The sequence below is a fragment of the Lentzea roselyniae genome (assembly GCF_039537795.1).
GTDB classification, from domain to species: Bacteria; Actinomycetota; Actinomycetes; order Mycobacteriales; family Pseudonocardiaceae; genus Lentzea; species Lentzea atacamensis.
In genome coordinates, this window is the sequence record NZ_BAABBE010000001.1 from 357,928 (window position 1) to 380,187 (window position 22,260).

26 protein-coding genes and 1 tRNA gene are annotated in these 22,260 nt (G+C 66.8%); 8 read left to right on the plus strand and 19 right to left on the minus strand.

The features are described 5' to 3' along the window. Positions 1–30: 30 nt before the first annotated feature. The 6 genes from ABFX45_RS01790 to ABFX45_RS01815 all read right to left on the minus strand — a co-directional run bounded on the left by ABFX45_RS01790 (position 31) and on the right by ABFX45_RS01815 (position 4,398). The gene (locus tag ABFX45_RS01790) at positions 31–225 is read right to left on the minus strand and encodes a hypothetical protein (protein ID WP_146231381.1); all 195 of its coding nucleotides are present in this window, start codon (positions 223–225) and stop codon (positions 31–33) included. 71 nt (positions 226–296) lie between these two features. Continuing rightward, on the minus strand, positions 297–1,199 hold the full coding sequence (gene glfT1 / locus ABFX45_RS01795; RefSeq protein ID WP_109630568.1) for a galactofuranosyltransferase GlfT1: 903 nt from the start codon (positions 1,197–1,199) through the stop codon (positions 297–299). 3 nt (positions 1,200–1,202) lie between these two features. Next, positions 1,203–2,021, minus strand: a complete 819-nt coding sequence (wzt, locus tag ABFX45_RS01800; protein ID WP_109630572.1) for a galactan export ABC transporter ATP-binding subunit Wzt/RfbE — start codon at positions 2,019–2,021, stop codon at positions 1,203–1,205. Between the two features lie 19 nt (positions 2,022–2,040). Continuing rightward, complete coding sequence (wzm, locus tag ABFX45_RS01805) at positions 2,041–2,961, minus strand: galactan export ABC transporter permease subunit Wzm/RfbD (RefSeq protein WP_109630575.1); 921 nt, start codon at positions 2,959–2,961, stop codon at positions 2,041–2,043. 68 nt (positions 2,962–3,029) lie between these two features. Then, positions 3,030–3,857, minus strand: coding sequence for a class I SAM-dependent methyltransferase (locus ABFX45_RS01810; protein WP_170154710.1), 828 nt, complete (start codon positions 3,855–3,857; stop codon positions 3,030–3,032). A gap of 55 nt (positions 3,858–3,912) precedes the next feature. Beyond that, a complete protein-coding gene (locus ABFX45_RS01815) occupies positions 3,913–4,398 on the minus strand; it encodes a bacterial proteasome activator family protein (protein ID WP_112232445.1) in 486 nt (161 codons plus the stop codon). Between the two features lie 82 nt (positions 4,399–4,480). Between ABFX45_RS01815 and ABFX45_RS01820 the strand changes: the two genes are divergently transcribed. Both ABFX45_RS01820 and ABFX45_RS01825 read left to right on the plus strand, forming a co-directional pair. Further along, entirely contained in the window at positions 4,481–5,680 is a 1,200-nt protein-coding gene (locus ABFX45_RS01820) for a cysteine desulfurase-like protein (protein ID WP_109630585.1), read from the plus strand. 17 nt (positions 5,681–5,697) lie between these two features. Continuing rightward, the gene (locus tag ABFX45_RS01825) at positions 5,698–6,342 is read left to right on the plus strand and encodes a class I SAM-dependent methyltransferase (protein WP_109630588.1); all 645 of its coding nucleotides are present in this window, start codon (positions 5,698–5,700) and stop codon (positions 6,340–6,342) included. Here ABFX45_RS01825 and ABFX45_RS01830 read toward each other — a convergent pair. Next, on the minus strand, positions 6,326–7,291 hold the full coding sequence (locus ABFX45_RS01830) for an NAD(P)H-quinone oxidoreductase (RefSeq protein WP_109630591.1): 966 nt from the start codon (positions 7,289–7,291) through the stop codon (positions 6,326–6,328). The two genes, ABFX45_RS01825 and ABFX45_RS01830, sit on opposite strands and share 17 nt — an antisense overlap. 44 nt (positions 7,292–7,335) lie before the next feature. Between ABFX45_RS01830 and ABFX45_RS01835 the strand changes: the two genes are divergently transcribed. Together ABFX45_RS01835 and ABFX45_RS01840 are read left to right on the plus strand one after the other, a co-directional pair. Next, entirely contained in the window at positions 7,336–7,968 is a 633-nt protein-coding gene (locus ABFX45_RS01835; RefSeq protein WP_112232447.1) for a GNAT family N-acetyltransferase, read from the plus strand. A gap of 79 nt (positions 7,969–8,047) precedes the next feature. Next, positions 8,048–9,556, plus strand: a complete 1,509-nt coding sequence (locus ABFX45_RS01840; protein WP_109630596.1) for a M28 family metallopeptidase — start codon at positions 8,048–8,050, stop codon at positions 9,554–9,556. 89 nt (positions 9,557–9,645) lie between these two features. On the opposite strand, the gene ypfJ is transcribed toward ABFX45_RS01840, so the two are convergent. The 4 genes from ypfJ to ABFX45_RS01860 all read right to left on the minus strand — a co-directional run bounded on the left by ypfJ (position 9,646) and on the right by ABFX45_RS01860 (position 14,299). Next, complete coding sequence (gene ypfJ / locus ABFX45_RS01845; RefSeq protein WP_109630598.1) at positions 9,646–10,542, minus strand: KPN_02809 family neutral zinc metallopeptidase; 897 nt, start codon at positions 10,540–10,542, stop codon at positions 9,646–9,648. A 570-nt stretch (positions 10,543–11,112) separates the two neighbouring features. Beyond that, a complete protein-coding gene (locus tag ABFX45_RS01850; protein ID WP_346127053.1) occupies positions 11,113–11,853 on the minus strand; it encodes a hypothetical protein in 741 nt (246 codons plus the stop codon). Positions 11,854–11,916: 63 nt separating this feature from the next. Then, positions 11,917–12,486, minus strand: coding sequence for a hypothetical protein (locus ABFX45_RS01855; RefSeq protein WP_346127055.1), 570 nt, complete (start codon positions 12,484–12,486; stop codon positions 11,917–11,919). A 97-nt stretch (positions 12,487–12,583) separates the two neighbouring features. Beyond that, positions 12,584–14,299, minus strand: coding sequence for a bifunctional metallophosphatase/5'-nucleotidase (locus ABFX45_RS01860; RefSeq protein ID WP_346127057.1), 1,716 nt, complete (start codon positions 14,297–14,299; stop codon positions 12,584–12,586). Positions 14,300–14,468: 169 nt separating this feature from the next. Between ABFX45_RS01860 and ABFX45_RS01865 the strand changes: the two genes are divergently transcribed. The 4 genes from ABFX45_RS01865 to ABFX45_RS01880 all read left to right on the plus strand — a co-directional run bounded on the left by ABFX45_RS01865 (position 14,469) and on the right by ABFX45_RS01880 (position 16,206). Continuing rightward, entirely contained in the window at positions 14,469–14,900 is a 432-nt protein-coding gene (locus ABFX45_RS01865) for a MarR family winged helix-turn-helix transcriptional regulator (protein WP_109633015.1), read from the plus strand. Between the two features lie 28 nt (positions 14,901–14,928). Then, positions 14,929–15,013: transfer RNA gene (locus ABFX45_RS01870), tRNA-Ser, on the plus strand. A gap of 301 nt (positions 15,014–15,314) precedes the next feature. Then, positions 15,315–15,581, plus strand: coding sequence for a hypothetical protein (locus ABFX45_RS01875; protein WP_346127059.1), 267 nt, complete (start codon positions 15,315–15,317; stop codon positions 15,579–15,581). Between the two features lie 4 nt (positions 15,582–15,585). Then, the gene (locus tag ABFX45_RS01880) at positions 15,586–16,206 is read left to right on the plus strand and encodes a hypothetical protein (protein ID WP_346127061.1); all 621 of its coding nucleotides are present in this window, start codon (positions 15,586–15,588) and stop codon (positions 16,204–16,206) included. An 18-nt stretch (positions 16,207–16,224) separates the two neighbouring features. Here the strand turns inward: ABFX45_RS01880 and ABFX45_RS01885 are convergent, their stop codons facing one another. The 8 genes from ABFX45_RS01885 to ABFX45_RS01920 all read right to left on the minus strand — a co-directional run bounded on the left by ABFX45_RS01885 (position 16,225) and on the right by ABFX45_RS01920 (position 22,228). Beyond that, positions 16,225–17,502, minus strand: coding sequence for a tyrosine-type recombinase/integrase (locus ABFX45_RS01885; RefSeq protein ID WP_346127063.1), 1,278 nt, complete (start codon positions 17,500–17,502; stop codon positions 16,225–16,227). After that, positions 17,502–17,681, minus strand: coding sequence for a helix-turn-helix domain-containing protein (locus ABFX45_RS01890; protein WP_090060377.1), 180 nt, complete (start codon positions 17,679–17,681; stop codon positions 17,502–17,504). The genes ABFX45_RS01885 and ABFX45_RS01890 overlap by 1 nt, the downstream gene beginning before the upstream one ends. Positions 17,682–17,699: 18 nt before the next feature. Next, positions 17,700–19,316 carry a replication initiator gene (locus ABFX45_RS01895; protein WP_346127065.1) on the minus strand — a complete coding sequence of 539 codons (1,617 nt, stop codon included), beginning with the start codon at positions 19,314–19,316 and terminating at the stop codon, positions 17,700–17,702. Beyond that, positions 19,313–20,773 carry an FtsK/SpoIIIE domain-containing protein gene (locus ABFX45_RS01900; protein WP_346127067.1) on the minus strand — a complete coding sequence of 487 codons (1,461 nt, stop codon included), beginning with the start codon at positions 20,771–20,773 and terminating at the stop codon, positions 19,313–19,315. Before ABFX45_RS01900 ends, ABFX45_RS01895 begins: the two co-directional genes overlap by 4 nt. Continuing rightward, positions 20,770–20,988: a hypothetical protein gene (locus tag ABFX45_RS01905; RefSeq protein WP_346127069.1), complete on the minus strand. Its 219-nt coding sequence runs from the start codon at positions 20,986–20,988 to the stop codon at positions 20,770–20,772. Before ABFX45_RS01905 ends, ABFX45_RS01900 begins: the two co-directional genes overlap by 4 nt. A gap of 222 nt (positions 20,989–21,210) precedes the next feature. Continuing rightward, positions 21,211–21,468 (minus strand): AMED_5909 family protein, encoded by a 258-nt coding sequence (locus ABFX45_RS01910; RefSeq protein ID WP_346127071.1) that lies wholly within the window; start codon positions 21,466–21,468, stop codon positions 21,211–21,213. Between the two features lie 2 nt (positions 21,469–21,470). Further along, positions 21,471–21,749: a hypothetical protein gene (locus tag ABFX45_RS01915; RefSeq protein WP_346127073.1), complete on the minus strand. Its 279-nt coding sequence runs from the start codon at positions 21,747–21,749 to the stop codon at positions 21,471–21,473. 2 nt (positions 21,750–21,751) lie between these two features. After that, entirely contained in the window at positions 21,752–22,228 is a 477-nt protein-coding gene (locus tag ABFX45_RS01920) for a hypothetical protein (protein WP_346127075.1), read from the minus strand. Between the last annotated feature and the right edge of the window lie 32 nt (positions 22,229–22,260).

Here is a 22,260-nt window from a genome sequence, read left to right on the forward strand (position 1 = left end):
TTACTCCGATCACGTCCGGTGCGCGAGTGGTTACTCGAAGTGCGCGACGACGACGTTGGAGAAGTTGACGACGTACTCACGGCCGTCCGGGCCCGCGATCGGCTGCGTGTGGCCGTTGCGGACGATCTGCGTCAGGCGCGGCGCAAGATCGTCCCGCGTCTCGTCGGTGACCGTGAGGGTGATCGGGTTCGGGTTGGCGGCGAGGAACAGCACAAGTCGGCTCATGCCGTTCAGCAAACCGCGTGCCGAAGCTGTTGAAGGGCGGTTTCGCGCGCAGCGATTCCGCCCTCAGCAGATCACTTGCGGAAGAAGCGCTCCCGCTGCCCCAGGCGCACGAGCTTGAGCCACTCGACGAACGCCTTGGGGTCCCGCTTCACGGCGAGGAAGTACAGGCCGAACCGGAACACCTCGAGTGCGCCCAGCTTCCGCATGCCCGGCTGTGACAGCAGGTACCCGCGGTTGCGGTAGGTGTAGTAGCGCTTGATCGGGTTCTCCGGGTCCTGGGCGTGGAACTTGCCGCCCAGCATCGGCTTGAACTCGTCGGAGCCGTCCGGGTGCACGTACGCGACCCGCAGCGAGGTGCCGAAGGGCAGGCCGGAGCGGACGAGCCGGCGGTGGATCTCCACCTCGTCGCCGCGGAAGAACAACCGGTAGTCCGGCACGCCGATGACGTCCAGCGTGGACGCGCGGAACAGCGCGCCGTTGAACAGCGAGGCGATGCCGGGCAGGAAGTTCGTGCCGAGCTCCGCCGCCGAACGCTTCCACGTCAGGCCGCGCCGCAGCGGGAACGCGAGCTTGTCCGGGCTGTCGATGTTCGTGACGACCGGCGAGATCTCGGCGAGCTTGCGGCGGTCTGCCTCCTCGAGCAGCACGGCCAGCACGTTCTCGTCGGCAGGACGGCCGTCGTCGTCGGCGAGCCACACCCAGTCCGCGCCCAGCGAGAGCGCGTGCAGGATGCCCAGCGCGAAGCCTCCGGCGCCACCGAGGTTGCGGTGCGACGGCAGGTAGGTCGTGGGGAGCGGGCACTGCTCGACGAGGTCGTCGACCGGCTGGTCAGGGCCGTTGTCGACGACGACCAGGTGGTCGGGGACACGGGTCTGGGTGGCCAGCGCCTTGAGCGACTCGGCCAGCAGCTCGCGGCGGTGGCGGGTGACCACCACCGCGACGACGGAGCCCTTGGGCAGTGCCTGGAGATTCACGGTCTATTCGCCGCCATTTCCACTGAGGACGGGGGAGGTGTAGCCGAGCCTGGCCAGCTGTTCCGCGCTCATCCGTTCGAACGGGTCGTGGCCCTTGTACTCGGTGAGCACCTCGCGCAGACCGCCGTGCATCTTGACGCGGCCCTCGTCCATCCAGATCGCGCTGTCGCAGAAGTCCAGCAGCGTCTCGTCGGAGTGGTTCGCGAACACGAGCAGACCGGACCGCTTCACGAGGTCCTTGAGGCGGTCGCGGGCCTTCGCCATGAACGCCGCGTCGACGGCGCCGATGCCCTCGTCGAGCAGCAGGATCTCGGGGTCGATCGAGGTGACGACGCCGAGCGCGAGCCGCACCCGCATACCGGTCGAGTACGTGCGCAGCGGCATCTGCAGGTAGTCGCCGAGCTCGGTGAACTCAGCGATGTCGTTGACGCGGGCTTCCATCTGCTTGCGGGTCATGCCGAGGAACAGACCCCGGATCATGATGTTCTCGTACCCGGAGATCTCCGGGTCCATGCCGACGCCGAGGTCGAAGACCGGCGCCACCTTGCCGACGATGCGCGAGTGGCCGCGCGTCGGCTCGTAGATGCCCGCCAGCAGGCGCAGCAGCGTGGACTTGCCGGCGCCGTTGTGGCCGACCAGGCCGACCCGGTCGCCGTCCTTGAGCGACAGCGTGATGTCGTGCAGCGCCTCGATGATCGGCACCCGGCCCTCCGAGCCGATCTTGCCGCCGACCTTGCCGAGCGCGAGCTTCTTCAGCGACCTCGACTTCGCGTCGAAGATCGGGAAGTCGACCGATGCGTTCCAGACGTCGATGCTGACCATGGTGTGAGTCGACCTCCTTTCAGACCCAGTAGGAGACGCGAGCGCGGTAGTTGCGCAGGATGACCAGTGCGAGCAGCCAGCCGACCACCGTGAAGCCGCCGACGACCGCCCAGTGGTGCCAGTCGACCGTGTGGCCGAGCAGCGGGGCGCGGACGATCTCGACGAAGTGGTACACCGGGTTGAGCTCGGCGATCCACATGCGCCAGGCGCCGTCCTCGGGGCTGCCCTTGGTGACCTTCGTCAGGATGCTCGCGTCCCAGACGATCGGCGTCATGAAGAACACCAGGTTGATGAAGCTGTTCACAACCGGCGGGATGTCGCGGAAGCGGGTGCTGATCACACCGAACAGCAGCGACACCCACACGGCGTTGATCGCCAGCAGGATGAACCCGGGTATCGCCAGCGCGACCGTCCAGCTCAGGCCGGGCTGAAGCGGGCCGTCCTGGGTCATCCTGTACGGCTCGGAGAGCGTGCCGAAGAAGATCATCATGACGATCACGTAGATCACGAGGTTGTGCAGCAGGAACAGCACCTGGCGCCACACCATGCGCATCACGTGCACGGTGATCGGCGCCGGCAGGTGCTTGATCAGCCCCTCGTTCGCGATGAACACGTCCGTGCCCTCGGTGACGCATCCGAGGATGAAGTTCCAGACGATGAAGCCCGCCGTGATGTACGGCAGGAACGCCGGCAGCTCCGCGCCGAGCAACACCGAGTACAGCAAGCCGAGCGCCAGCGCTGTCGTCCCCATCGAGATGGTGATCCACAAGGGGCCGATGACAGAGCGGCGATAGCGTTGCTTTATGTCCTGCCAGCCGAGGTGGCCCCACAGCTCGCGGTGGTCCCACGCCTCACGCACGTCCCCGAACGCGCGCTTGAAGCTGCGCGACTTGACGGCGGGCGGTGCCTCAGGATGGTCGACGGTACTGGTGGCTTGCACGAGGACTGAGCGTACCGGCGTCCGTCCCGAGGCCTGCTCGCTGGGCGGTCACGGTGCGATTACCGGCCTCAGACCTTGATCACCTTGACGATGACCTGTTCGTGGTCATAGGTGTACCCGAGGTACTCGAACTCGACGCCGTGCGCCTCGACGTACTCCATCCAGGCCTTGTACTCGTGTTCCTGCCACTGCGGGTAGTTGAAGTACTCGTCGAACACGATGACGCTGCCTTCGACCAGCCGCGGGCCGACCAGGTCGAGCACGGTCTTGGTGGACGAGTACAGGTCGCAGTCGACGTGCAGGAACGTGACCGGGCCCGCGTGCTGTTCGAGGAACTTCGGCAGTGTCTCGTCGAACCAGCCGGGGACGAGCTCGGCGCCGGGCACGTCCGGCAGGCCGTCCATCGTGAACGTGCCGGCGGGGAAACCGTTGCGCCAGTCCTCCGGCAGACCCTCGAAGGAGTCGAAGCCGTAGACCTCGGTCTCCCTGGCCTTGGCGATGATCTTGAGGGTGGCGCCGGTGTAGACCCCGAACTCGAGGGCCATGCCGCCCTCCGGAGCCAGACCCAGCGCGTATCTGAGCGTCTCGTGGGGTGCGCCGAAGTGCGGTACGCGCGGCATGTGCTGCTGCACGAACCGCGCGCTCTGCAGCGATGCTTCCCGGTCAGCGGCGAACACGATGTCGCGGCGTGCCCGCACCTCGTGAGCGACTGTGTGGTCGACGATCCGGTCCGCCTGGTGTGCGACCTCTTTGCTCAAGTCGTCGAGCTGAGCCTGCAGCCGTGCGATCTGCTCGCGCTGCGGCGCGATCGCGTCCTGGATCAGTTCGATCGCCTTGACACGCAGCTTGTGGCGCAGCTGCTCGGCCTGCAGACCGCGGCGGACGCGTTCGAGCACGACGGCTCCTTCCCGAAAGTTCAGCGCATAGTAGAGCCAGGCCCTGGTGTCAGCGCTAGAGGTACTGACCGGTGCCTTTGCCGGTGCTGCCGCTTTCGTGGGCATCGCCGCTGCCGCCGGCGGGCAGCGCGCGGCCGCGCATCTGCTCAAGCTGTGCGCGTGCGGCCATCTGCTGCGCGAACAGAGCCGTCTGGATGCCGTGGAACAGGCCCTCCAGCCAGCCGACGAGCTGTGCCTGCGCGATGCGCAGCTCGGCGTCGGACGGAGTGCCGTCCTCGGTGAACGGCAGCGAGAGGCGCTCCAGCTCCTCGCGCAGCTCCGGTGCGAGGCCGTCCTCGAGCTCCTCGATGGACCGCTTGTGGATCTCCTTGAGGCGGTTGCGGCTCGCCTCGTCCAGAGGTGCCGCCCGCACCTCCTCAAGCAGCTGCTTGATCATCGTGCCGATCCGCATGACCTTCGCCGGCTGCTCGACCATGTCGGTGATGTCACCGTCCTGGCCGCCGACGATGACGACGGGCTGCTCCTGGTTCATGGTCTCCATCCTTGCCTCTTTCGTTCGTCAACGGTTATCCGGGTGGGGGCTGGCCGACACCGTGTTTGCGTTCATACGTACGGTGTGTGGCATGGCGTTCGACGTCGCACGGGTACGAGGGCTCTTCCCCGCGCTCGGCGACGGCTGGGTCCACCTCGACGCACCGGCCGGCATGCAGGTGCCAGAGCAGGTCGCCACCGCCGTCTCCACCGCGCTGCGCGCCCCGGTCTCCGGACCAGGCGGTATCTTCCCTGCCTCGCAACGGGCAGAGGCGATCGTGGACGCTGCTCGCAGGTCCGTCGCGGACCTCGTCGGCGGTGACCCGGCGGGCGTAGTGCTCGGCCCGTCGTCGGCGGTGCTGCTGCAACGCCTCGCGGACGCGATGACCGACGACTGGTTCATGGGCGACGAGGTGCTCGTGTCCAGGTTGGATCACCCGGCGAACATCGCGCCGTGGTTGCGCGCCACCCAGCGCACCGGCAGCGCGGTCAAATGGGCAGAAATCGACATCGAGACGTGCGAGCTGCCGAGCTGGCAGTACGACGAGCTGGTCACCGACCGCACCAAGCTCATCGCCATCACCGCGGCGTCCGGTGTGGTGGGCACCCGCCCCGACCTCGCCAAGATCTCCGCGGTGGCTCGCGCGCACGGTTCGCTGATGGTCGTCGACGCGTCCTCGGCCGCGCCGTTCGTGCCGTTGGACATCGTTGGCATGGGCGCAGACGTCGTGGCTCTCTCCGCTGGTCAGTGGGGCGGGCCGCCGGTCGGCGCGCTGGTGTTCCGCGACCCGGCGATGCTGGAGCGGCTGCCGTCCTGCTCGGTCGACCCGATGGCCCGCGGTCCGGAACGGCTGGAGCTCGGCCCGCACGCCTACCCGATGCTCGCCGGTCTCGTCGCGTCCGTGGAGTACCTCGCGGACCTCGACGACGCGGCTTCGGGCACGCGCCGTGAGCGACTCGTCACGTCTTTGGGATCCGTGAAGGCGTACCAGGCCGGGCTGCTCGCTAATCTCATCAACGAACTGCGTTCGCTGCGACACGTGATGGTGATCGGCGACGCCATGCGCAGGGTTCCCGCGCTGGCGTTCACGATCGCCGGGGTCAAGGCGGAGGACAGCGTGGAGCACCTCGCGTCACGAGGTGTCTGCGCGTTCGCCGACCCCGGTCAGCACGGGGTGTTCTCGGTGCTGGGCGTCGGCGAGGTCGGCGGCGCCATCCGCGTCGGGCTCGCCCACTACACGAACGCGGTCGAGGTGGACGACCTGGTGAGGGCGGTGGCCGAGCTGGGCTGAGGTTTGGGAGATCTTGTTTGGACGACTCGCTTGCTCGCGAGCTCGCCGATCTCTCGGCTCTGCAGCGTCTCGGATCGTTGAACACGGAGTACCTGCCGGCGATCGCCGGCGACCTGCGACCGGCGGCCCTGGTCGCGGTGATGGACGAGATCGTGCTCGGCGCCCGGACCGTCCTGGTGGAGCTGGGCTGCGGGTCTTCCTCGGTGCTGCTGGCCCGGTTGCTGCAGCAGCGAGGTTTCGGGCATCTGCTGTCGATCGAGCACGACGAACGCACCGCAGCTTTCGTGGCCTCGCAGCTGCGGCGTGAAGGGCTGGGCTCGGTCGCTCGCGTTGTGCACGCGCCGTTGTCACGGCATCCAGCGGCGTTGTCGCGGCACGGCCAGTGGTACGCGCCACAGCAGGTGCACGACGAGGTGCTCGGGTTCGTCGACCGGTTCGGCCTCGTGGATCTCCTGCTCGTGGACGGACCGGGGCTGGGCGACTCGCGCTATCCGGCGTTGCCCGTGCTGCGCGCCGTGCTGGCGCCGGGAGCGACGGTGCTGGTCGACGACGTCGACCGGCCCGACGAACAGGCCGTGCTCGCGCGGTGGTCCGAGGAGTTCGGGCTGGAGTTCCGCACGGCTCCCCGGACCTCGCTCGCCGGTGCTACCGCTCTCGCCTGAGCAGGACCTTCCCGAAGACGTCGCCCTCGTCCAGCAGCCGGTGCGCCTGCGCCGCGTCCGACATCGGCACCGTTTCGCCGACGATCGGCCGCACCGCGCCGCTTTCGATCAACGGCCAGAGGTGTTCGCGGACCTGCGCCACGATCGCGCCCTTGCTGTCGACGCTGCGCCCCCGCAGGCCGGTGGCCATCACCATCGCCCGCTTGGTGAGGAGCTTGCCGATCGGCAGCTCGCCCTTCACACCGCCCTGCATGCCGATGATCATCAACCGGCCGTCGGGGGCGAGGACGTCGACGTTGCGCGCCAGGTAGGAGGCGCCCATGTTGTCGAGGACGACGTCGGCCTGCTTGACCTCGGCCACGAAGTCCTGCGTCTTGTAGTTGACGGTGATGTCCGCGCCGAGCTCCGCGCACCTGCGCAGGCGCTCGTCGGACCCGGCCGTGACCGCCACCGTAGCGCCGAGCGCCTTGGCGACCTGGATCGCGTGCGTGCCGATGCCGCCCGCGCCGCCGTGGACGAGGAACGTCTCACCCGTCTTGAGCCTGCCGTCCATCACGACGTTGGACCACACCGTGCACGCCACCTCGGGCAGCGCGGCCGCCGTGACGACGTCGACGCCCTTCGGCAGCGGGAGAACCTGTGGCGCCGGGACCACGACCTTCTCCGCGTAGCCGCCACCGGCGAGCAGCGCGCACACCTCGTCGCCGACGTTCCAGCCGGTCACGCCCTCACCGACTGCGGCGATCGTGCCGGAGCACTCCAGGCCGATGATGTCCGACGCGCCGGGCGGTGGTGGGTAGAAGCCCTGGCGCTGCAGGAGATCCGCGCGGTTGACCGCACTCGCGGCGACGTCGATCAGCACTTCGCCCTTGCCGGGCACCGGGTCTGCGACCTCGGTCCACTCGAGCACGTCCGGGCCGCCGGGTTCGCGAACAGTGATGGCACGCATACAGTCGACCGTAATCCGTTGGACGGGGAAGGCACCATCGGAACATGGACCCCTGGCCGTTGCGGCACCTCGTTCTCCGCACCCCGCGCCTGGAGCTGCGCCCTGACGACGACGAGGGCTTGTTCGAGCTCGTCGAGGTGGCGAAGGACGGCGTGCACGACCCGGCGGAGATGCCGTTCAACGTGCCGTGGACCGACCGCCTCGCCGACGACAACGGCCGTGGCATGGTCCAGTTCTTCTGGAGCCAGCGCGCGAAGCTGGCGGCAGGCGACTGGACGGTGACGTTCCTGGTCCGCCACGAGGGCAAGGTCATCGGCGTCCAGGACGTCGGTGCGCGGGACTTCGCGGTGCTGCGGGAGGTGAACACGGGCTCGTGGATCGGCCGGAAGTTCCAGGGCCAGGGGTTCGGGACCGAGATGCGGATCGCCGTGCTGCAGTTCGCGTTCGACCATCTGGGTGCCCGCATCGCGCGTTCGGCCGCGTGGGAGGGCAACCACGCGTCGAACCGCGTCAGCGAGAAGCTCGGCTACGTCCACGACGGCACGATCGGCCTCGCACCCCGCGGCGAGCGTCTTGAGCACGTGCGACTGCGGCTGGACGCGGCGAACTTCGTGCGCCCGGAGTGGAGCGTTCAGGTCGAGGACCTCGCTGAGTGTGTTCAGCTGATCACCAGCTGAACACCCTTCGCCCGTAGGATTGTGTCCCACGTCTCCTTTTTGTGAGGGTTCAGCGACTCTCCAACGAAGGGGAACGTTCATGTCCGGCAGATCAAAGCTGGCGACCCTGCTTGCCATCTCGGCGCTGGTCGCAGCCCCAACCGCCACCGCATCCGCCGCAACCGAACCAGCAGGCCCCGCACTCGCCAAGAAGCTCGCGAAGAAGGTGACCGTCGAGGGCGTCAACCGGCACCTGATCGCCTTCCAGCGCATCGCCGACCGCAACAACGGCACCCGCGCCGCCCTGACCCCCGGCTACGACGCCAGCGTGGAGTACGTCGCGGGCAAGCTCCGCGACGAGGGCTTCATCGTGAGCACGCCGAACTTCAGCTTCGAAATCCCGGTCATCGACGCCGAGACGGCTCGCGTCGACGGCGTGAACTACCAGGCGATCATCATGACCGCCTCACCGCAGACCCCGGCCGGCGGCGTCACCGGCCCGCTGCGCGTCGTCCCGGAGGACACCACCACGGGCTGCGAGGCGTCCGACTTCGCGGGCCAGGACTTCACCGGCTCGGTCGCCCTGATCCGCCGCGGCGGCTGCACCTTCGAGCAGAAGCACCTCAACGCCTTCGCCGCCGGAGCCGTCGCGGTGCTGGTCTCGAACAACACCGCGGGCCCGCTCACCAACGTGACGCTGACCAACCCCGGCAAGATCCCCGTCGGCGGCATCTCCCAGGCCGACGGCACCACGCTGGCGACGAAGGCCGGCTCCTCGGTGACCGTCGACATGCGCTTCCACAACGAGACCCGGACGCAGCGCAACGTCATCGCCCAGACCCGCACCGGCCGCACGAACAACGTCGTGATGGCGGGCGCCCACCTCGACAGCGTCGAAACAGGCGCCGGCATCAACGACAACGGCACGGGCTCCGCGGCCCTGCTGGAAACCGCGCTGCAGATGGGCTCCCGCCCGAAGGTCGACAACGCGGTCCGCTTCGCCTGGTGGGGCGCGGAGGAGCGCGGCCTGATCGGCTCCGAGGAGTGGGTCCGCTCGCTGACGTTCGAGCAGCAGCTGGACATCGCCCTGTACCTGAACTTCGACATGGTCGGCTCCCCGAACGCCGCGTACTTCATCTACGACGGCGACAACTCCGACAACGTGGGCGCGGGCCCCGGCCCGTTCGGCTCGGCGCAGATCGAGAAGGCCTTCGCCGACTACTTCGCGGCCAAGGGCATCCCGACGGAGGGCACCGACTTCTCCGGCCGTTCCGACTACGGCGAGTTCATCGCGCAGGGCATCCCGGCCGGCGGCCTGTTCACCGGCGCCGAGGGCGTCAAGACCGCGGCCCAGGCAGCCAAGTGGGGCGGCACCGCGGGCATCGCCTACGACCCCTGCTACCACTCGGCCTGTGACAACCTCGGCAACGTCGACCGCACGGCCCTGGGCCGCAACGCGGGCGCCATCGCGTTCGTGACCGCGGCCTACGGTGTGTCCACTGAGGACGTCAACGGCGTGCCGCCGCGCGCCAAGAGGGCCGAGGCACGTGCCGCGGCCAAGATGTCGCTGACCGCGCACGAGGACCACTCGCACGCGGCCGTGGCGTAAGCAGTTCTCGCTGACGCAGGGGTCCCCCGCAAGGGGACCCCTGCTTTCATTTTTCCAGAAGGGTCTGACAATTCCGGCGGGATGACCGGTCAGCCCAGGTTGTTCGTGTCGAACGTGTTGCACCGACTGGGATCGCCCGTCTGCAGCCCGGTCGTGAACCACTTCTGCCGCTGCGCCGAGCTGCCGTGGCTGAACTTGGTCGTGTCGACCCGGCCACCGCCGAGCTCGCGCTGGATGAAGTCGTCACCGATGCGCGCCGCCGCGTCCAGGGCCGCGTTCACGTCCTCCTGGGTGATGTTCGTGATGAGGGGCTGACCGTTGGCCGACGGGGTCGTCGTCGCGGCCTTGGCCCACGCACCCGCGTAGCAGTCGGCCTGCAGCTCCAGCCGAACGGAGTCGGAGGTGGGGCCGGTCCGCGAGCTGACGCGGTCGGAGGTGCCGAGCAGGTTCTGCACGTGGTGGCCGTACTCGTGAGCGAGCACGTAGGCCTCGACGAACGGGCCGCCGGTCGCGCCGAACTTGGTGCGCAGCTCGTTGAAGAAGTCCAGGTCGATGTACACCTGGGAGTCGGCGGGGCAGTAGAAGGGGCCGACGGCCGAGCTGGCGTTGCCGCAGCGGGTGCTCACGCTGTTGCGGAAGAAGTTGGTCTTGGTGACCTGGTAGGTGTTGCCCGAGCGGGCGAACTGGTCGGTCCAGAAGGCCTGGATCGAGTTGATCGTGGCGACGACCCGGCAGTCGCTGTCGCGGTTCGCGTCGGCGCCGGTCTTGCACTTCTCGGCCAGCTGGCCGGATTCGACCTGGGTGTTGGTGCCCAGTCCCTCCAGGCCGCCCGCGGGCAGCTGGATGCCGGTGAACTGCTGCACCAGGAAGTAGATGATGAGGCCGACCACGCCGAGGCCACCGCCGACGCCGGCGACGCGCCCTCCAACGCCACGCTGGTCCGAAACCTGAGAAAGATCGAGTTCCGCGCCTTCGTTGAACTGCACCGCAATCCTCCTGCCAAGGACCCCATGGGTGCCGCAAACGATAAAGCACCAAACACGCCTCGGTGCGGAGCCCGACGTCGGGGCACCGCACCGAGGCTTTCCCATTTGGATGTAGCGACTACGGCCAACGGTGGTTGGCGTGGCGCCCGACCGGTGACGCCATGAGACGAAACCGATGTCGAGCTCAACAGCGTCGAAGTGCGCCGAGCGACGCCGATGGCGCCTGGGCACCCGAAACCCCGTTCGAAGTTGCTACGCAGTCGCGACCGGACCGGTCACGTCCGATCCACTCGCGGGGATGCAACAGACCGCGTTTCGCCACAGCGAGGAGTTACCTGCACGGCACCACCTACCCCTTCTGGGCGTGGCATCCGGTGGTCTAGTTGAGTCACCTTCCGGTTGCCAGCTCGTTATCGAGCATGCGCTTGATCGCCATATATCTCAACACTTCACCCGGAACCTGAATTGGTGAAGTCAGTCGGGTGACCTGCGGAGATCGACTGTGCAGACAGCAATCGCCCGACGAGAGAGCCCCTCGCCGGGCGATTGATGGAAACGATCAGGACACGATCAGGCCTTGGTCACGCGCCGCGCGCCACGACGGGCCATGACGCCCGCGGTCATCAGGCTGAGACCCACCAGCAGGAACTCGAGCGGGTCGGCACCGGTCTTGGACAGGTTCGGGATCGGGGACGCCTGCTGCGACGCCTTGTTGCCCGTCTGCGGGACGCCGGTGCCGGGGTTGCCGCCACTGGAGTTGTTGTCACCGTTGTTGCCGCCACCGGGGTTCTGGCCACCGGGGTTCTCGCCCGGCTGCTCCGGCTGGGGCTGCTCGGGCTGCGGCTCCTCCGGCTGGGGCTCTTCCGGCTGCGGCTCCTCGGGCGCCTCGGTCTTGCCGCAGTCACCGCTCGCGGTGCCGAGCACGGCCGCGCTGGTGCCGCAGACCGTCACGGGGGCCTCGATGGTGCCGTTGGGCGGCTCCGGCTTGGTCTCGCCGCAGCTCCCGTTGCCACCGCCGACAACGCCGACCGAGTTGCCGCACACCGTGACCGGTGCGGAGACGAGCGCGTTGTCGGCCATCGTGCGCTGGTCGGCGGTCTGCGGGGCGGAGTCGCAGGTCGCGTCGCTCTCGCCGAGGATGTTGATCGCGTTGCCGCAGACCTTGACCGGGGCGCTCACCAGGTTGCCGACGCGGATCTCTTCGTCGACGTCGATCGGCAGCGGAACGGCCTGGGCGAACCCGGCGGTCGCGACCATGATGCCGCCGGTCAGGAGCGCGGCGGACATGGTTCGGTTGAGGTTCTTGCGCATGAATGTTCTCCCTGGAGTGGAATGACTGATCCCTGTGCACGGCTGTGGAGTCGCGGGACTGGATCAATCGGGGGAAAACGTTGGTTCTTCTGCGCGGAGGCTACGCGGTGTGTCCAGCTGTTCGGTACTGATGAGAGACGTCGTTGCGGTGGGCGGTCGCATCGCGTGCGGCAGCATGCCCACCGGGATCTGGCTGCCACCCGCCTGACCCGCGCCGCTCTGGGGGAGCGTGCCGGTGATCGGTGTCTCCGCCTGCGGTTGCGGCGGCTGCGGGGCAGGAGCGGGGTCCGTGGGCCGCGTCGTCGACGGCGGCGTGTGTTGCTGCTGCTCCGGCACCTCGGTCAGGACCGGCGCCGGCGCGTCGGCGACCGGCTGAGGCGGCGTGCGCGGTGCCACGGGCAGGGCGGGAGCCTCGGTGCGAGGGTCCGGCACCGGTGGCACGGGCACCTGCGGCTGCTGCGGAACGAGCCCGGTCTCGACCTTCAGGCCGACGTCGACGACGGGGAGCTCCACCTCGAGCTCGAGCTGGTCGATCTCGACCTTGACGTCGGCGTTCGCCTCACCTGAGCTGCCCAGCAACCAGGCGCCGGTCACCAGACCGGCGAGCAGCAGGAGCCGACGCAACCAGGACATCGACCCTCACCCTAGATCAAATGGAGCAGTCCGACACACGAAAAAGGCCATCTCGGCGAACTTCGTCACCGAGATGGCCTTCAGGTGCGTCCTGTGGTTACGGCAGTCGCGTGATGCGGTCGGTCGCCGGGGGCGCCTGACCGGGGTGCGCCGCCAGGTAGGCGGAGAACGCGTCCAGGTCGATGCCACCGCCGGTGATGTTCGTGCCCTTGGTGAACTCGCTGAAGCCGTCACCGCCGCCTTGCAGGAAGCTGTTGATCGTCACGCGGTAGCTCGCGTTCGGGTCGAGGGGCGCGCCGTTGATCGTGACGCCGGAGACCTTCGAACCGAACGGCGCGGACGCCGACCAGCTGTACTTCAGGCCCGCGGAAGGCTGCAGCACGAACGTCCTGGTCGCGCTGAACTGCTGCTCCAGCACGTTCTTGATGTTCGCGCCGGTCAGCGTGACCGTTTGCAGGATGTTGCCGAACGGCTGCACGGTGAACGTCTCGCCGTAGGTCGCCACACCGTTGCCCTCGCCCTCAGGCGAACTGAGGTAGGTGAGGTCAGCGCGCACGCCACCGGGGTTCATCAGCGCGATCACAGCGCCGTTGCCGGTGGTGGCCGCGAGCTGCGAGTCGGCGATCAGGTTGCCCAGCGGCGACTCGCCGGAGGGGACCTGCGCCCTCAGGATGTCCGCGGCGATGGTGCCGACCGGCCTGTTCGCGATCGGGCGGACCTTCGTCTTGGCCACGTCGATCAGGGTCTGGATCTCCGGGTCCGGCGTGACCGTGCGCGTGACGATCTTGTTCTCGGCCTTGGTCTCGCCGCGGATGACGTCACGCGTCCGACGGTCGATCTTGAGGTCGACCACGCTCAGCTCACGCCCGAAGGCGAGGCCCTCGATGAACGGCCGCGGGTTGCCGGCGGGGTCCTTCACCACGCAGTTGTAGTGCTGGTGGCTGTGACCGGAGAAGACGGCGTCGATCTTCGGGCTGACGTTCGTGGCGATGTAGCTGCCGGGGTTCTGCGGCGCGACGTTGCAGGCGTTGGGCCCGCCGCCGGGCGACGTCACCTGGTCGCCCTGGTGGACGAGCAGCACGATCGACTTCACGCCGATGGCGTCGAGGAAGTTGGCGTACTTGTTGGCGGCCTTGACCTCGTCACCGAACTCGAGCTCCTTGATGCCGTTCGGGTCGACCAGGATCGGCACGTCCTTGAGCGGCATGCCGATGAACCCGATGGGCATCCCGTCGCGGATCTCCACCCAGAACGGCGGCAGCGCGGGCAGCCCGGTCTTGGCCTTGGTGACGTTCGCGCCGAGGATCGGGAACTTCGCGCCGGGGTACGTGTCGCGGAACTGGCAGCCGTCCGTCGGGTGGCAGCCACCGCGCTGCATGCGCAGAAGCTCCTTGTAACCCTCGTCGAACTCGTGGTTGCCCGCGGCGGTCGCGTCCATGCCGACCTTGTTGAGCACCTCGATCGTCGGCTCGTCGTGGAACAGCGCCGACACGATCGGCGAAGCGCCGATCAGGTCACCCTGCCCGACGATGACCGAGTTCTTGACCTCCGCCTGGAGGTTCTTGATGTGCGTCGCGTTGTAGGCGGCACCACCAGCGTCGACGGTCGTGCCGTCAGCCAGCACGACCCGCCCCGACGACCCGCTGGGCGGCTCGATGTTGCCGTGCAGGTCGTTGATGCCGATCAGGCGCACGTCAACCGTGCCCCGACCGCGCAGTGACTGGACGTCGGCCTGGGCAGGTCCAGTGGTGCTGATGACAGTGGCCGCGGCGGCGGTGATCGCCAGAACGGATAGCCGTCTGAACGAACTCATGGGTGAGAGCCTCTCCAGCAAAGGCGTGGTTAACGCGCGTGTACGGCGGAGGAGTCTGCCTCCCGGACGCGGCGTTTACCAGAGGAATGACTCGATCGTCATCCGCAGGTCTAACCTTGTTCCCGTGACACCGAGTGAGCAGGAGCCGCGCTGGCTCGACGAGGGCGAGATGCGTGCATGGCGCACCTACGTGAACGGTTCCTCCATGCTCATGGACCGCCTGCACCGCGAGCTACAGGACACCCACGGCGTGTCACTCGCCGACTACGAGATCCTCGTACGCCTGTCCGAGCAGCCGAACCACCGCATGCGCATGACCCAGCTGGCCGAAGACGTGGCCTCCTCGAAGTCCCGCGTCTCCCACCAGGTCGCCCGCATGGAAAAGGCCGGCCTGGTCCTGCGCCGCGAGTGCACGGAAGACGGCCGAGGCGTCCTCGCCGAACTGACCCAGAAGGGCATGGCCCAGCTGGTGGAGGCGGCCCCGACTCACCTGCGCGGCGTCCGCGCCCACATCGTCGACCTGCTCACGCCCGAGGAGGGCGAAGTGCTGGCCAAGGTGTTCGACCGGGTCATGACACACCTGCGGGAGTCGAACGGCTAGGCTTCTCGGCTGACGCCCATGGCGTCTGGGAAGCGTGGCAGAGCGGCCGAATGCACCCGCCTTGAAAGCGGGAGACGGGCAACCGTCCGGGGGTTCAAATCCCTCCGCTTCCGCAGCTTAGAGGGGCTGTGAAGGTTGTCGGGAGACCTTCACAGCCCCTCTGCTGTAGCAACGGGTGTAGCAACGCTCTCGGTTTGGCGCAGTCACCCCTGCCACAACTGGTCTACTTCCGAGCCGTCAGGCAGACACCGCGAAGCACTCGTATCACTTCGTGCCTGCATCCAACGTTCGCAAAGTTGACCGGTATGGACTAGTAACAATCTCGTGCACTACTCCTTTTGTGTATATTTTTGCCCTCCGGCCAATCAGGCCCTCTAGATTCGATGCCTCATCGAGGTTCTTAATGGAGGGTATGTGCCGCGAGATAGAAGTCGCGACGGGAAAGGGAAGATCGAGGCTGAGCTTGCCCCTGGCGGCGTTGCCTTCGCGATCTCAGAACAGTACCCAGGCCTCTCGGTCGAAGCTTGTTACGAGATCGAAAACATTCTCATGGAAAGGATCACTGCCGCCATTCGCTCCGGGCGACAAATCGGCATACTTGAAGAGCGCCCGGATGGTAGCGTGGCAATCTCGGTCATGGTCATCGAAGAAGTGATCGAGCAAGTCGCGAAGCGAAGGTGAAACCGTGCGAAGCGACAAAAATGATGACGGCTTCACCATGCGCCATGAAGCTACTCACGAGGCAGGGGTTGTAGGGAATTTAAGAATCTTCTTCAAAACCTATCTAGTCTCTCCTGCAAGTGGTGAGATCAAGCGCAATTCACCTGAAAGGAAGGCGCTTGACGACAAGCATGCAGATGACGACAAGGAGGAGGACTTAGCTGGGAAGAGTGGCGACTCCGCCGAAATTGTCGTAATGCTGGCCTCCCCGGGATTCGTTGAACCTGCGCCGCGTCGAGCGAGCCGAGCCAATAGCACGACTGATCGAGATGTGCTAGGTAGCATAGTCGACAGTTATAGAGTTAGGCAAAAGGATGTAGTTCGCTGCTCGCGGAGTTTGCATTTTGCAGTCCTTATTAGCCTACTAGTGTTACTTTCTGGGGCAATTGGCGTATTTTTCATAGCCGACCCCGCATTGCAGGTCACTGCGGGTGTGGTCTCAACTCTGTCAGCAGCTTTCTCGCTTTACATTAGAACAACATTGTTGGCCGTAAAGGCGAGCGCGGAGGCCGTCTTGGCGGCGCAGGATAAGCAGATGGGGCAGCTGTACAACAAGATTCACAATCGCCGGACAGGTGGTGGCTAGATTCCTCCGTGGTTGCTGTTAACCCAACTCATCCGTGAGTCGTTTCAGGGCCTTCCGCTTGTCCTCAAGGGAGACAGCGGCGTAGATCATCATCGTCACTTCGATGTTCGAGTGACCCACGATGTCCCGGACGATGTGCGGCGGCACTCCGAGCCTCAACAGCAGCGTCACGCACGAGTGGCGGATGTCGTGAAAACGCACGCCGTCCAGGCCCGCACGCTCCCGGATCGGGTACCAGCTCGACCGGAGGTAGGTCGGATCGATCGGCCCACCCGTGATCGTGGTGAAGATCAACCCGGACTCCTCCCACTTGTCGCCAGCCGCGTCCGCTTCGTCGTCCTGGAGGTCCCAGTGGTCGACCAGGACCCAGGCGACGAGGAGCGGTAGCGGCATGACCCGCTCCGACCGGTCCGTCTTCGGCGGCACGAACACGAGCTTGGTACCGATCCGCTGAAGGGTCTGCCGGATCTGCAAGGTGGGTGAGTACTGCTCCGCGCAGTCCTCACAGAACTCGTCCGTGTGTTCCGCGCACGGCTCGTCCCACCCGTCCCAGTCGATGTCCGTCCACCTCAAGCCGAGCAATTCGCCCCGCCGCATTCCGAGGTAGAGCGCCAGGACGTACAACGCCTTTAGCCGGTCGTTCTCCGCCGCCTTGAGCAATGCTTTCGCCTGATCGGCGGTCAAGCCGCGGTTTACGTCGTACCGAGGTGACTTGACCTGAACGAGCTTGGCGACGTTCCGCGGGATGACCTCCTCCCGCAGCGCGTGCGCCAGTGCGTTCCTCAGAACCGCGTGGATCTGCTGAATGGTCCGGTCGGACAGCACCGTCTTGCAGCACTTCCCCTTGGCACAGCAGCGTTGAGCGTCCTTCGGCCGGTTTTCGTCGATCTTCTCCGCGCAGCACCGGCAGTCGTGCCGCAACCGCGTGATGAAGGTCCGGACGTCCTGAGCCGACAGCCGATGCAGCTTCTTCGTACCGAGGTTGGGCACCAGGTGCCGCCGCACGACGACCCCATACCCCTCGACCGTCCGAGGCCTCTTGGTGGCGGCCACATTGGACATCCAGTACTTGAGGTAGCTCTCCACCGTCCACGTCTCCGCCGCTACGGGGATGCCGGCGTCCGAGTCCGCGATCTTCTTCCGAAGCTTCTTCCAGGCCTCCGCCTCTTCAGTTGCCGAAACAGTGACGCGCTTGCGATGCCCGGTCGTGGTGAGCACGTAGGCCGCGCCGATCCACATCCCGTCCTTGCGCTGGTAGACCGAGCCCTCACCGTTGGACCGCTTGCCCCTGGCCATCACGCCGCCTCCGCGATCAGCCGAGACAGGTACTCCTGAACCGACGAGGCGGGAACCCGCCGACTCCCGCCGATCTTGACCGAGGTCAGCTCACCGGCCCTGATCAAGTCGAACACCTTGGTCCGACCCACCCGAAGGGCACGAGCGACTTCCTCGACGCGGTACACCATGTCCTTCATCTCTTCCCCCTTGGTTGATCAGGCCGCTTGCGGAGTTGCCGAAAGATCGGGCGGTCCGGCCGCGAGCAACGCACGGTCGTACTCGGCCTTCCAAGTCACGCGCTGAGCAATGGCGTGCATGAGCAGGTGGGCTCGTGGCGGCACGTTCGGATCACCGGGCCGCACCTTGTGCCAGACGAGCCGGGCAGGGTCCTTCTCCGGCTTCTCGATCCCCACGGCCTTGAGCGCCTGGAGCACGAACCGCTTCCGGTCGGCCTTGTGGTCCGCGAGCGTCTTCCCAGACCACTTGCGGGACACCAGAACCCGCCGCCCAGGCAGTCCGAGCGTGGCCCGTCGGTGAGCCCGCCCCTTGCACCGTCCGGCCGTCATCCGGGAGTTGGCCCCGCGAGGCTGGATGCCGTACAGCAGCCAGTTCGCGCACCGCTCCGAGCACGGCGTGACGGCCAACTCGTCGGCCAGGCGGTCCGCATGCCGGCGTTGTCGTTCGGTGTCCTGCTCGACCACTTCACCGATGGACTTCGTGAGGTACTTCGTCAGGTAGCCGATGTGCCGCCCAGCCTCCTCAGTGCCGCCAAGGATGCCCTTCGAGTGCACCTGACCCCCGAACCGCACGACGTGCGCCGGTTCCTCGACCTCCGCGTCCTCCCAGGTAACCAAGGCCCTTCCGGTGTCCGGATCGATGAACGTCTTGGCGTTGCTGTCCCAGACCGGCAGCCGGTTCACGTAGACGCGTTCGTCGTGCTTCGGCCACCACACTTGGTGGTAAGTGGCAGCCGTGACCAGCCGGATGACCTCGTGGGGGATGGAACCGCGGAGTGCCGCGTGCAGGTGCGGCGCAGCGCGCTTCTGGGGCTCGACCGTCGCGAAGTACTGCACGTCCCAGCCGACGACCCGCCGCAGGTTCTGCCACCACCGGTCAACCAGGCTCGCGAAGTGCACGGCATCCCGCGCCGCACGGCGGTAGTCGTAGCTGTCTGGATCAATGGGCGTGCCGTCGTCACGCACCTTGCCGTAGGTGTCGAGAGTCAGCGTGACGAACATCGAAGGCCGGAAGGCTCCCGCGAACTCCCGACCAACAGTCCGCTTCTCAACCCGCCGCCGAGGAAGGTCCGGCGCATCCTGCCGACGCTTCGTCGAGCGCTTCACTGGCCGCTTGCCAGGGTCGTCCGGCGAGGGCAGGCGACCACGGACGCCGAGTTGCCGAAGTTCTTCGTCGACGCTGTAGATCTCCTCTCGCAGCTCGTCAGCCTCAGCTGAATTGCCCTCCTCCTTGAAGGCCTTGAAGAGGTCAGCGCGGTACTCCAGCAGCTCCGTCTGGTCCTTTGTGGGCGGTTCCGGGGTGAAGTCAGGCTCAATGTCCATGTGCCATCCCTCGCGGCATTGAGCCATCCGCAAAGCCTTGGCCTTCTTCGCACAGGGCTTGCAGACGCTCTCAACGGTCGAGCCACACGGCACCGCGACGTACCGAACCTCGTAGGACTCGTGGTCTTCCACTTCCATCGTGAACGGCCGGACACATACCCCGTGCTGCTCAGCAGCAGCCTTGGTGACATCGAGCGCGGCCGGTTGCCTCATCCGCTCCGCACGCGTCTGGCCTGCAACATCGGCGGGGAAGGTAGTGACGTTCGTGCTCATGCCGCCCTCCGCTCAGCGCTTGCCGGGAAGTCGTGAACGGTCGCCGGGGCCAGGAACAGGCCGAGCTCAACGAGATCCGCATCGGTGACATGGAAGGCCCGAGCCCGCTCCGGTTCGCGCTGCCCTTCTTCCTTGAGCCAGGCGACACCGGGCGTGTTCTCGCTGATCTCGTGAGCAGCCGCGCCGCGTTGCCGAACGCCGTCGCCCAGGACCATGTCCACCTGAATCGGCTCGTCCAGTCGCAAGGCAACGCGGGTCGTGAATAGGTGACGGAAGCTCACGATCTCCTTGCGCGGGTCCTGCACCAGCGCCACCGTGGCGACACCCGGAGCGCGTCCCTGCGAGCTGATCGTCTGCACCGCACGTGCCGCACGTTCCCTCAGCTGTTTGTCTTGTTGGTAGGCGATCAGGTCCGCCAGCTCGTCGACCACCAGGACCGTGAACGGCTCACCAGCGGACCGCGTCCACAGCCGACGAACGCCCCGGTACCGCGAGGCCCGAGCCTTGACCTCAGCCGCGATCTCTTCCAGCAGCTCGACCGCGTCTGGCCCGTTGTCGTAAACGACCTTGTCGAAGGCGTCCGGGCACTGCCCGAGTTCCATCCCGCCCTTGGGATCGATGCCGACGAGGCGAACCAGGCCGGCACGAATCGCCGGGGCAAGCTGCCAGACGATCGACCACAGCACCGAGCCCTTACCCGCGCCGGGAACGCCGACCACGAGGACCTGCGAACCGAGCAGCTTCAACCGCCACGGCCGACCGGTCTCCGTAACCCCTACGACTAGCTTCTTGAGGTCGACGTCCGCGGAGTCGTCGAGCCGCGGGACACCCACCGGCCGAGCGAGCGGGTCAGCGTGGATGAAGTCGAGTTCGAGCAGCCGAGGCTTCAACACCCTCACTCGGCACGACCGGGCGTTGAACGAGTGCGCCAGGTTGTCCCGACGCGCTTCCCACTGCTCCGGAGACTGCGCCGGGATCATCCGCACCCGGACCTTGTCCCGCCAGCCCTCAGCCCGAACGCGCCGGAGAGCAGGCCGGTACTCCTTGCCCCGATGCTCCTTGGCCAGATCTGCCAGCCGTACGACCGTGCGCCACTTCGGCACGTAAACCGTGGCCCGCCGCCACTCAGTGACAAGGCGGTACCAGCAGTGCCGCAGGAAGGAGCGCCGATGCAGGCCGTACCAGACCAGCAGCCCGGCAACGAGCGCGAGCAGCGCCAACACCAGCGGCGAAAGCCCGAAGTTCCGGTAGGCCAGAAGCCCGACGACGACCACGCCGGCCCCGACCGGGTACCGCAGCCCGAGGAGGACCAGGCGGACGCCGAGCCACACCACGAGCCCCGCCAGTACGAACGGCAGCGCAACGACCTTGGCCCACCGAGGAAGCCATATCCACCAGGGAAAGCGCGGCCGAGCACCCTCGAACGGAGCCGGATCAACCCACTTCGTCCCGCTCATCGCACACCGTCCAGGCAGGCGACGCAGCAGAAGACCCTGCTGACGTTGGGGATGTTGCCCACCGGCCGGAACGCCTCAAGTCCTTGGCCACACTCCGTCTTGCAGGTCAGGCACTCGTAACCCTCGGCCTGTGCCTGAGTCAGCCGCATCCCGACGACGTCACCGTCGAGCATGTGCACGGTGTAGGCGGAGACCGTCTGTTTGCTGGCGATCATCTGGTCCCAGATTCGCCGTTTCGTAGCCACATCTGGCGCACAGATGCGCCCAGGCTCTACGCTCATCGTTGTTCACTCCCACGTTGGGTGGACAAGCGCAGGAGCGGCATGGTTGGTAGCCGGTTTCCGCTTCTGCGCCTACGTTTCCCTTACGCCGCAAGAAGACGTGCGGCATCGCCACGTGACCCCGCAGCGTCACGCGTTCCGTCTAAAAAGGACTAGCTAGGCCTTCTTGCTGCTGAGTTCCTTGTCGATCGCTTCGGCCTTCTCCCGCTCACGGGTTGCCCAGTAGAGGGCTTCGTGGTGGTGGGCCCGATCCACCTCAGCGATCCGCGCGTACACAGCCGCGGACCGGACGTAGAAGTCCCGCATCACCTTGGGCGCGGAGTTCGGCGCAGGCATCAGCTTGCCTACGACGTCGTGCGCCTCCATCAGCGTGCGGGCCTCCTGCGCAGGCACCCACTGCTCCGACTTCGCCATGCTCATTCCTCGTCCTGATCAGCCAGGGCCGCGCGTGACTCCTCGACCCGCGCCCGACGTTCGAACTCCTCAGCCGCAATGGAGCAGGCGTGCCGAGCCCACAAGGGCACCGCCAGGTCAGCGGCCAAGATCCGCCACGCCTGCGCCACTGCCGAATAACCGAGAGCGAGACGGAGCACTGCACGTGCATCCCCGATGCTGGAAGCGGCGAACAGCGCCGCCGTCTGCTCCGCGTACGCGGTGTTCCAGCGGGCGACCGCCTCACGCGACGGCCGCGCCACCGTCAGGCCGCCGTCTTCTGCTCGCCCTGGCCCTGCTGACCCGCAGGCTTGCCCTCACGCTTCGGCGGGGTGCCGACCTGCGGCGAGGCGATGCCCGTGGCCCGGATCGTGAAGCCCTGGTACTTGAACCGGTCGCCCATGACGCGCGGCTCGACCGTCAGTCCCTCGAACGCAACCGGTCGAACCTCGACACCGGGCATGACCTGCACCGCGTGCGGCGGAACGGGCTGGACGTCCGCGAGCACGGTCACCGTGACCGAGGCGTCGCGCTCCTTCTCCGCCGACGGATCGGTGACTACGACTTTCCACTGCCGCTTGCCCGAGCGTTCGTCGATCTTCTGCTTGGCCTGCTTACCGCGGGCCTTGTCCTCCTGGCTCATGTACTCCATGTCCGGAGCGACCTCACCGACCATCAGTGCGCCCATCGGAAAGACCTGGTCAAACACCGCGTCGAAGCGCGTCCCGTACGGAACCGCCATGACAACCTCCCTAGCTCTTCTAGGCCGTCTGT

Coding starts and splice junctions, on each gene's coding strand:
- ABFX45_RS01790 (WP_146231381.1), bottom strand. CDS start 225: ATGAGCCGACTTGTGCTGTTCCTCGCCGCCAACCCGAACCCGATCACC.
- ABFX45_RS01860 (WP_346127057.1), bottom strand. CDS start 14,299: ATGAGTTCGTTCAGACGGCTATCCGTTCTGGCGATCACCGCCGCCGCG.
- ABFX45_RS01850 (WP_346127053.1), bottom strand. CDS start 11,853: ATGCGCAAGAACCTCAACCGAACCATGTCCGCCGCGCTCCTGACCGGC.
- ABFX45_RS01815 (WP_112232445.1), bottom strand. CDS start 4,398: ATGGAGACCATGAACCAGGAGCAGCCCGTCGTCATCGTCGGCGGCCAG.
- ABFX45_RS01885 (WP_346127063.1), bottom strand. CDS start 17,502: ATGGCCAGGGGCAAGCGGTCCAACGGTGAGGGCTCGGTCTACCAGCGC.
- ABFX45_RS01855 (WP_346127055.1), bottom strand. CDS start 12,486: ATGTCCTGGTTGCGTCGGCTCCTGCTGCTCGCCGGTCTGGTGACCGGC.
- ABFX45_RS01840 (WP_109630596.1), top strand. CDS start 8,048: ATGTCCGGCAGATCAAAGCTGGCGACCCTGCTTGCCATCTCGGCGCTG.
- wzt (WP_109630572.1), bottom strand. CDS start 2,021: ATGGTCAGCATCGACGTCTGGAACGCATCGGTCGACTTCCCGATCTTC.
- ABFX45_RS01820 (WP_109630585.1), top strand. CDS start 4,481: ATGGCGTTCGACGTCGCACGGGTACGAGGGCTCTTCCCCGCGCTCGGC.
- ABFX45_RS01900 (WP_346127067.1), bottom strand. CDS start 20,773: ATGAGCGGGACGAAGTGGGTTGATCCGGCTCCGTTCGAGGGTGCTCGG.
- ABFX45_RS01905 (WP_346127069.1), bottom strand. CDS start 20,988: ATGATCGCCAGCAAACAGACGGTCTCCGCCTACACCGTGCACATGCTC.
- ABFX45_RS01895 (WP_346127065.1), bottom strand. CDS start 19,316: ATGAGCACGAACGTCACTACCTTCCCCGCCGATGTTGCAGGCCAGACG.
- ABFX45_RS01920 (WP_346127075.1), bottom strand. CDS start 22,228: ATGGCGGTTCCGTACGGGACGCGCTTCGACGCGGTGTTTGACCAGGTC.
- ABFX45_RS01890 (WP_090060377.1), bottom strand. CDS start 17,681: ATGAAGGACATGGTGTACCGCGTCGAGGAAGTCGCTCGTGCCCTTCGG.
- ABFX45_RS01910 (WP_346127071.1), bottom strand. CDS start 21,468: ATGGCGAAGTCGGAGCAGTGGGTGCCTGCGCAGGAGGCCCGCACGCTG.
- ABFX45_RS01865 (WP_109633015.1), top strand. CDS start 14,469: ATGCGTGCATGGCGCACCTACGTGAACGGTTCCTCCATGCTCATGGAC.
- ABFX45_RS01835 (WP_112232447.1), top strand. CDS start 7,336: ATGGACCCCTGGCCGTTGCGGCACCTCGTTCTCCGCACCCCGCGCCTG.
- ABFX45_RS01830 (WP_109630591.1), bottom strand. CDS start 7,291: ATGCGTGCCATCACTGTTCGCGAACCCGGCGGCCCGGACGTGCTCGAG.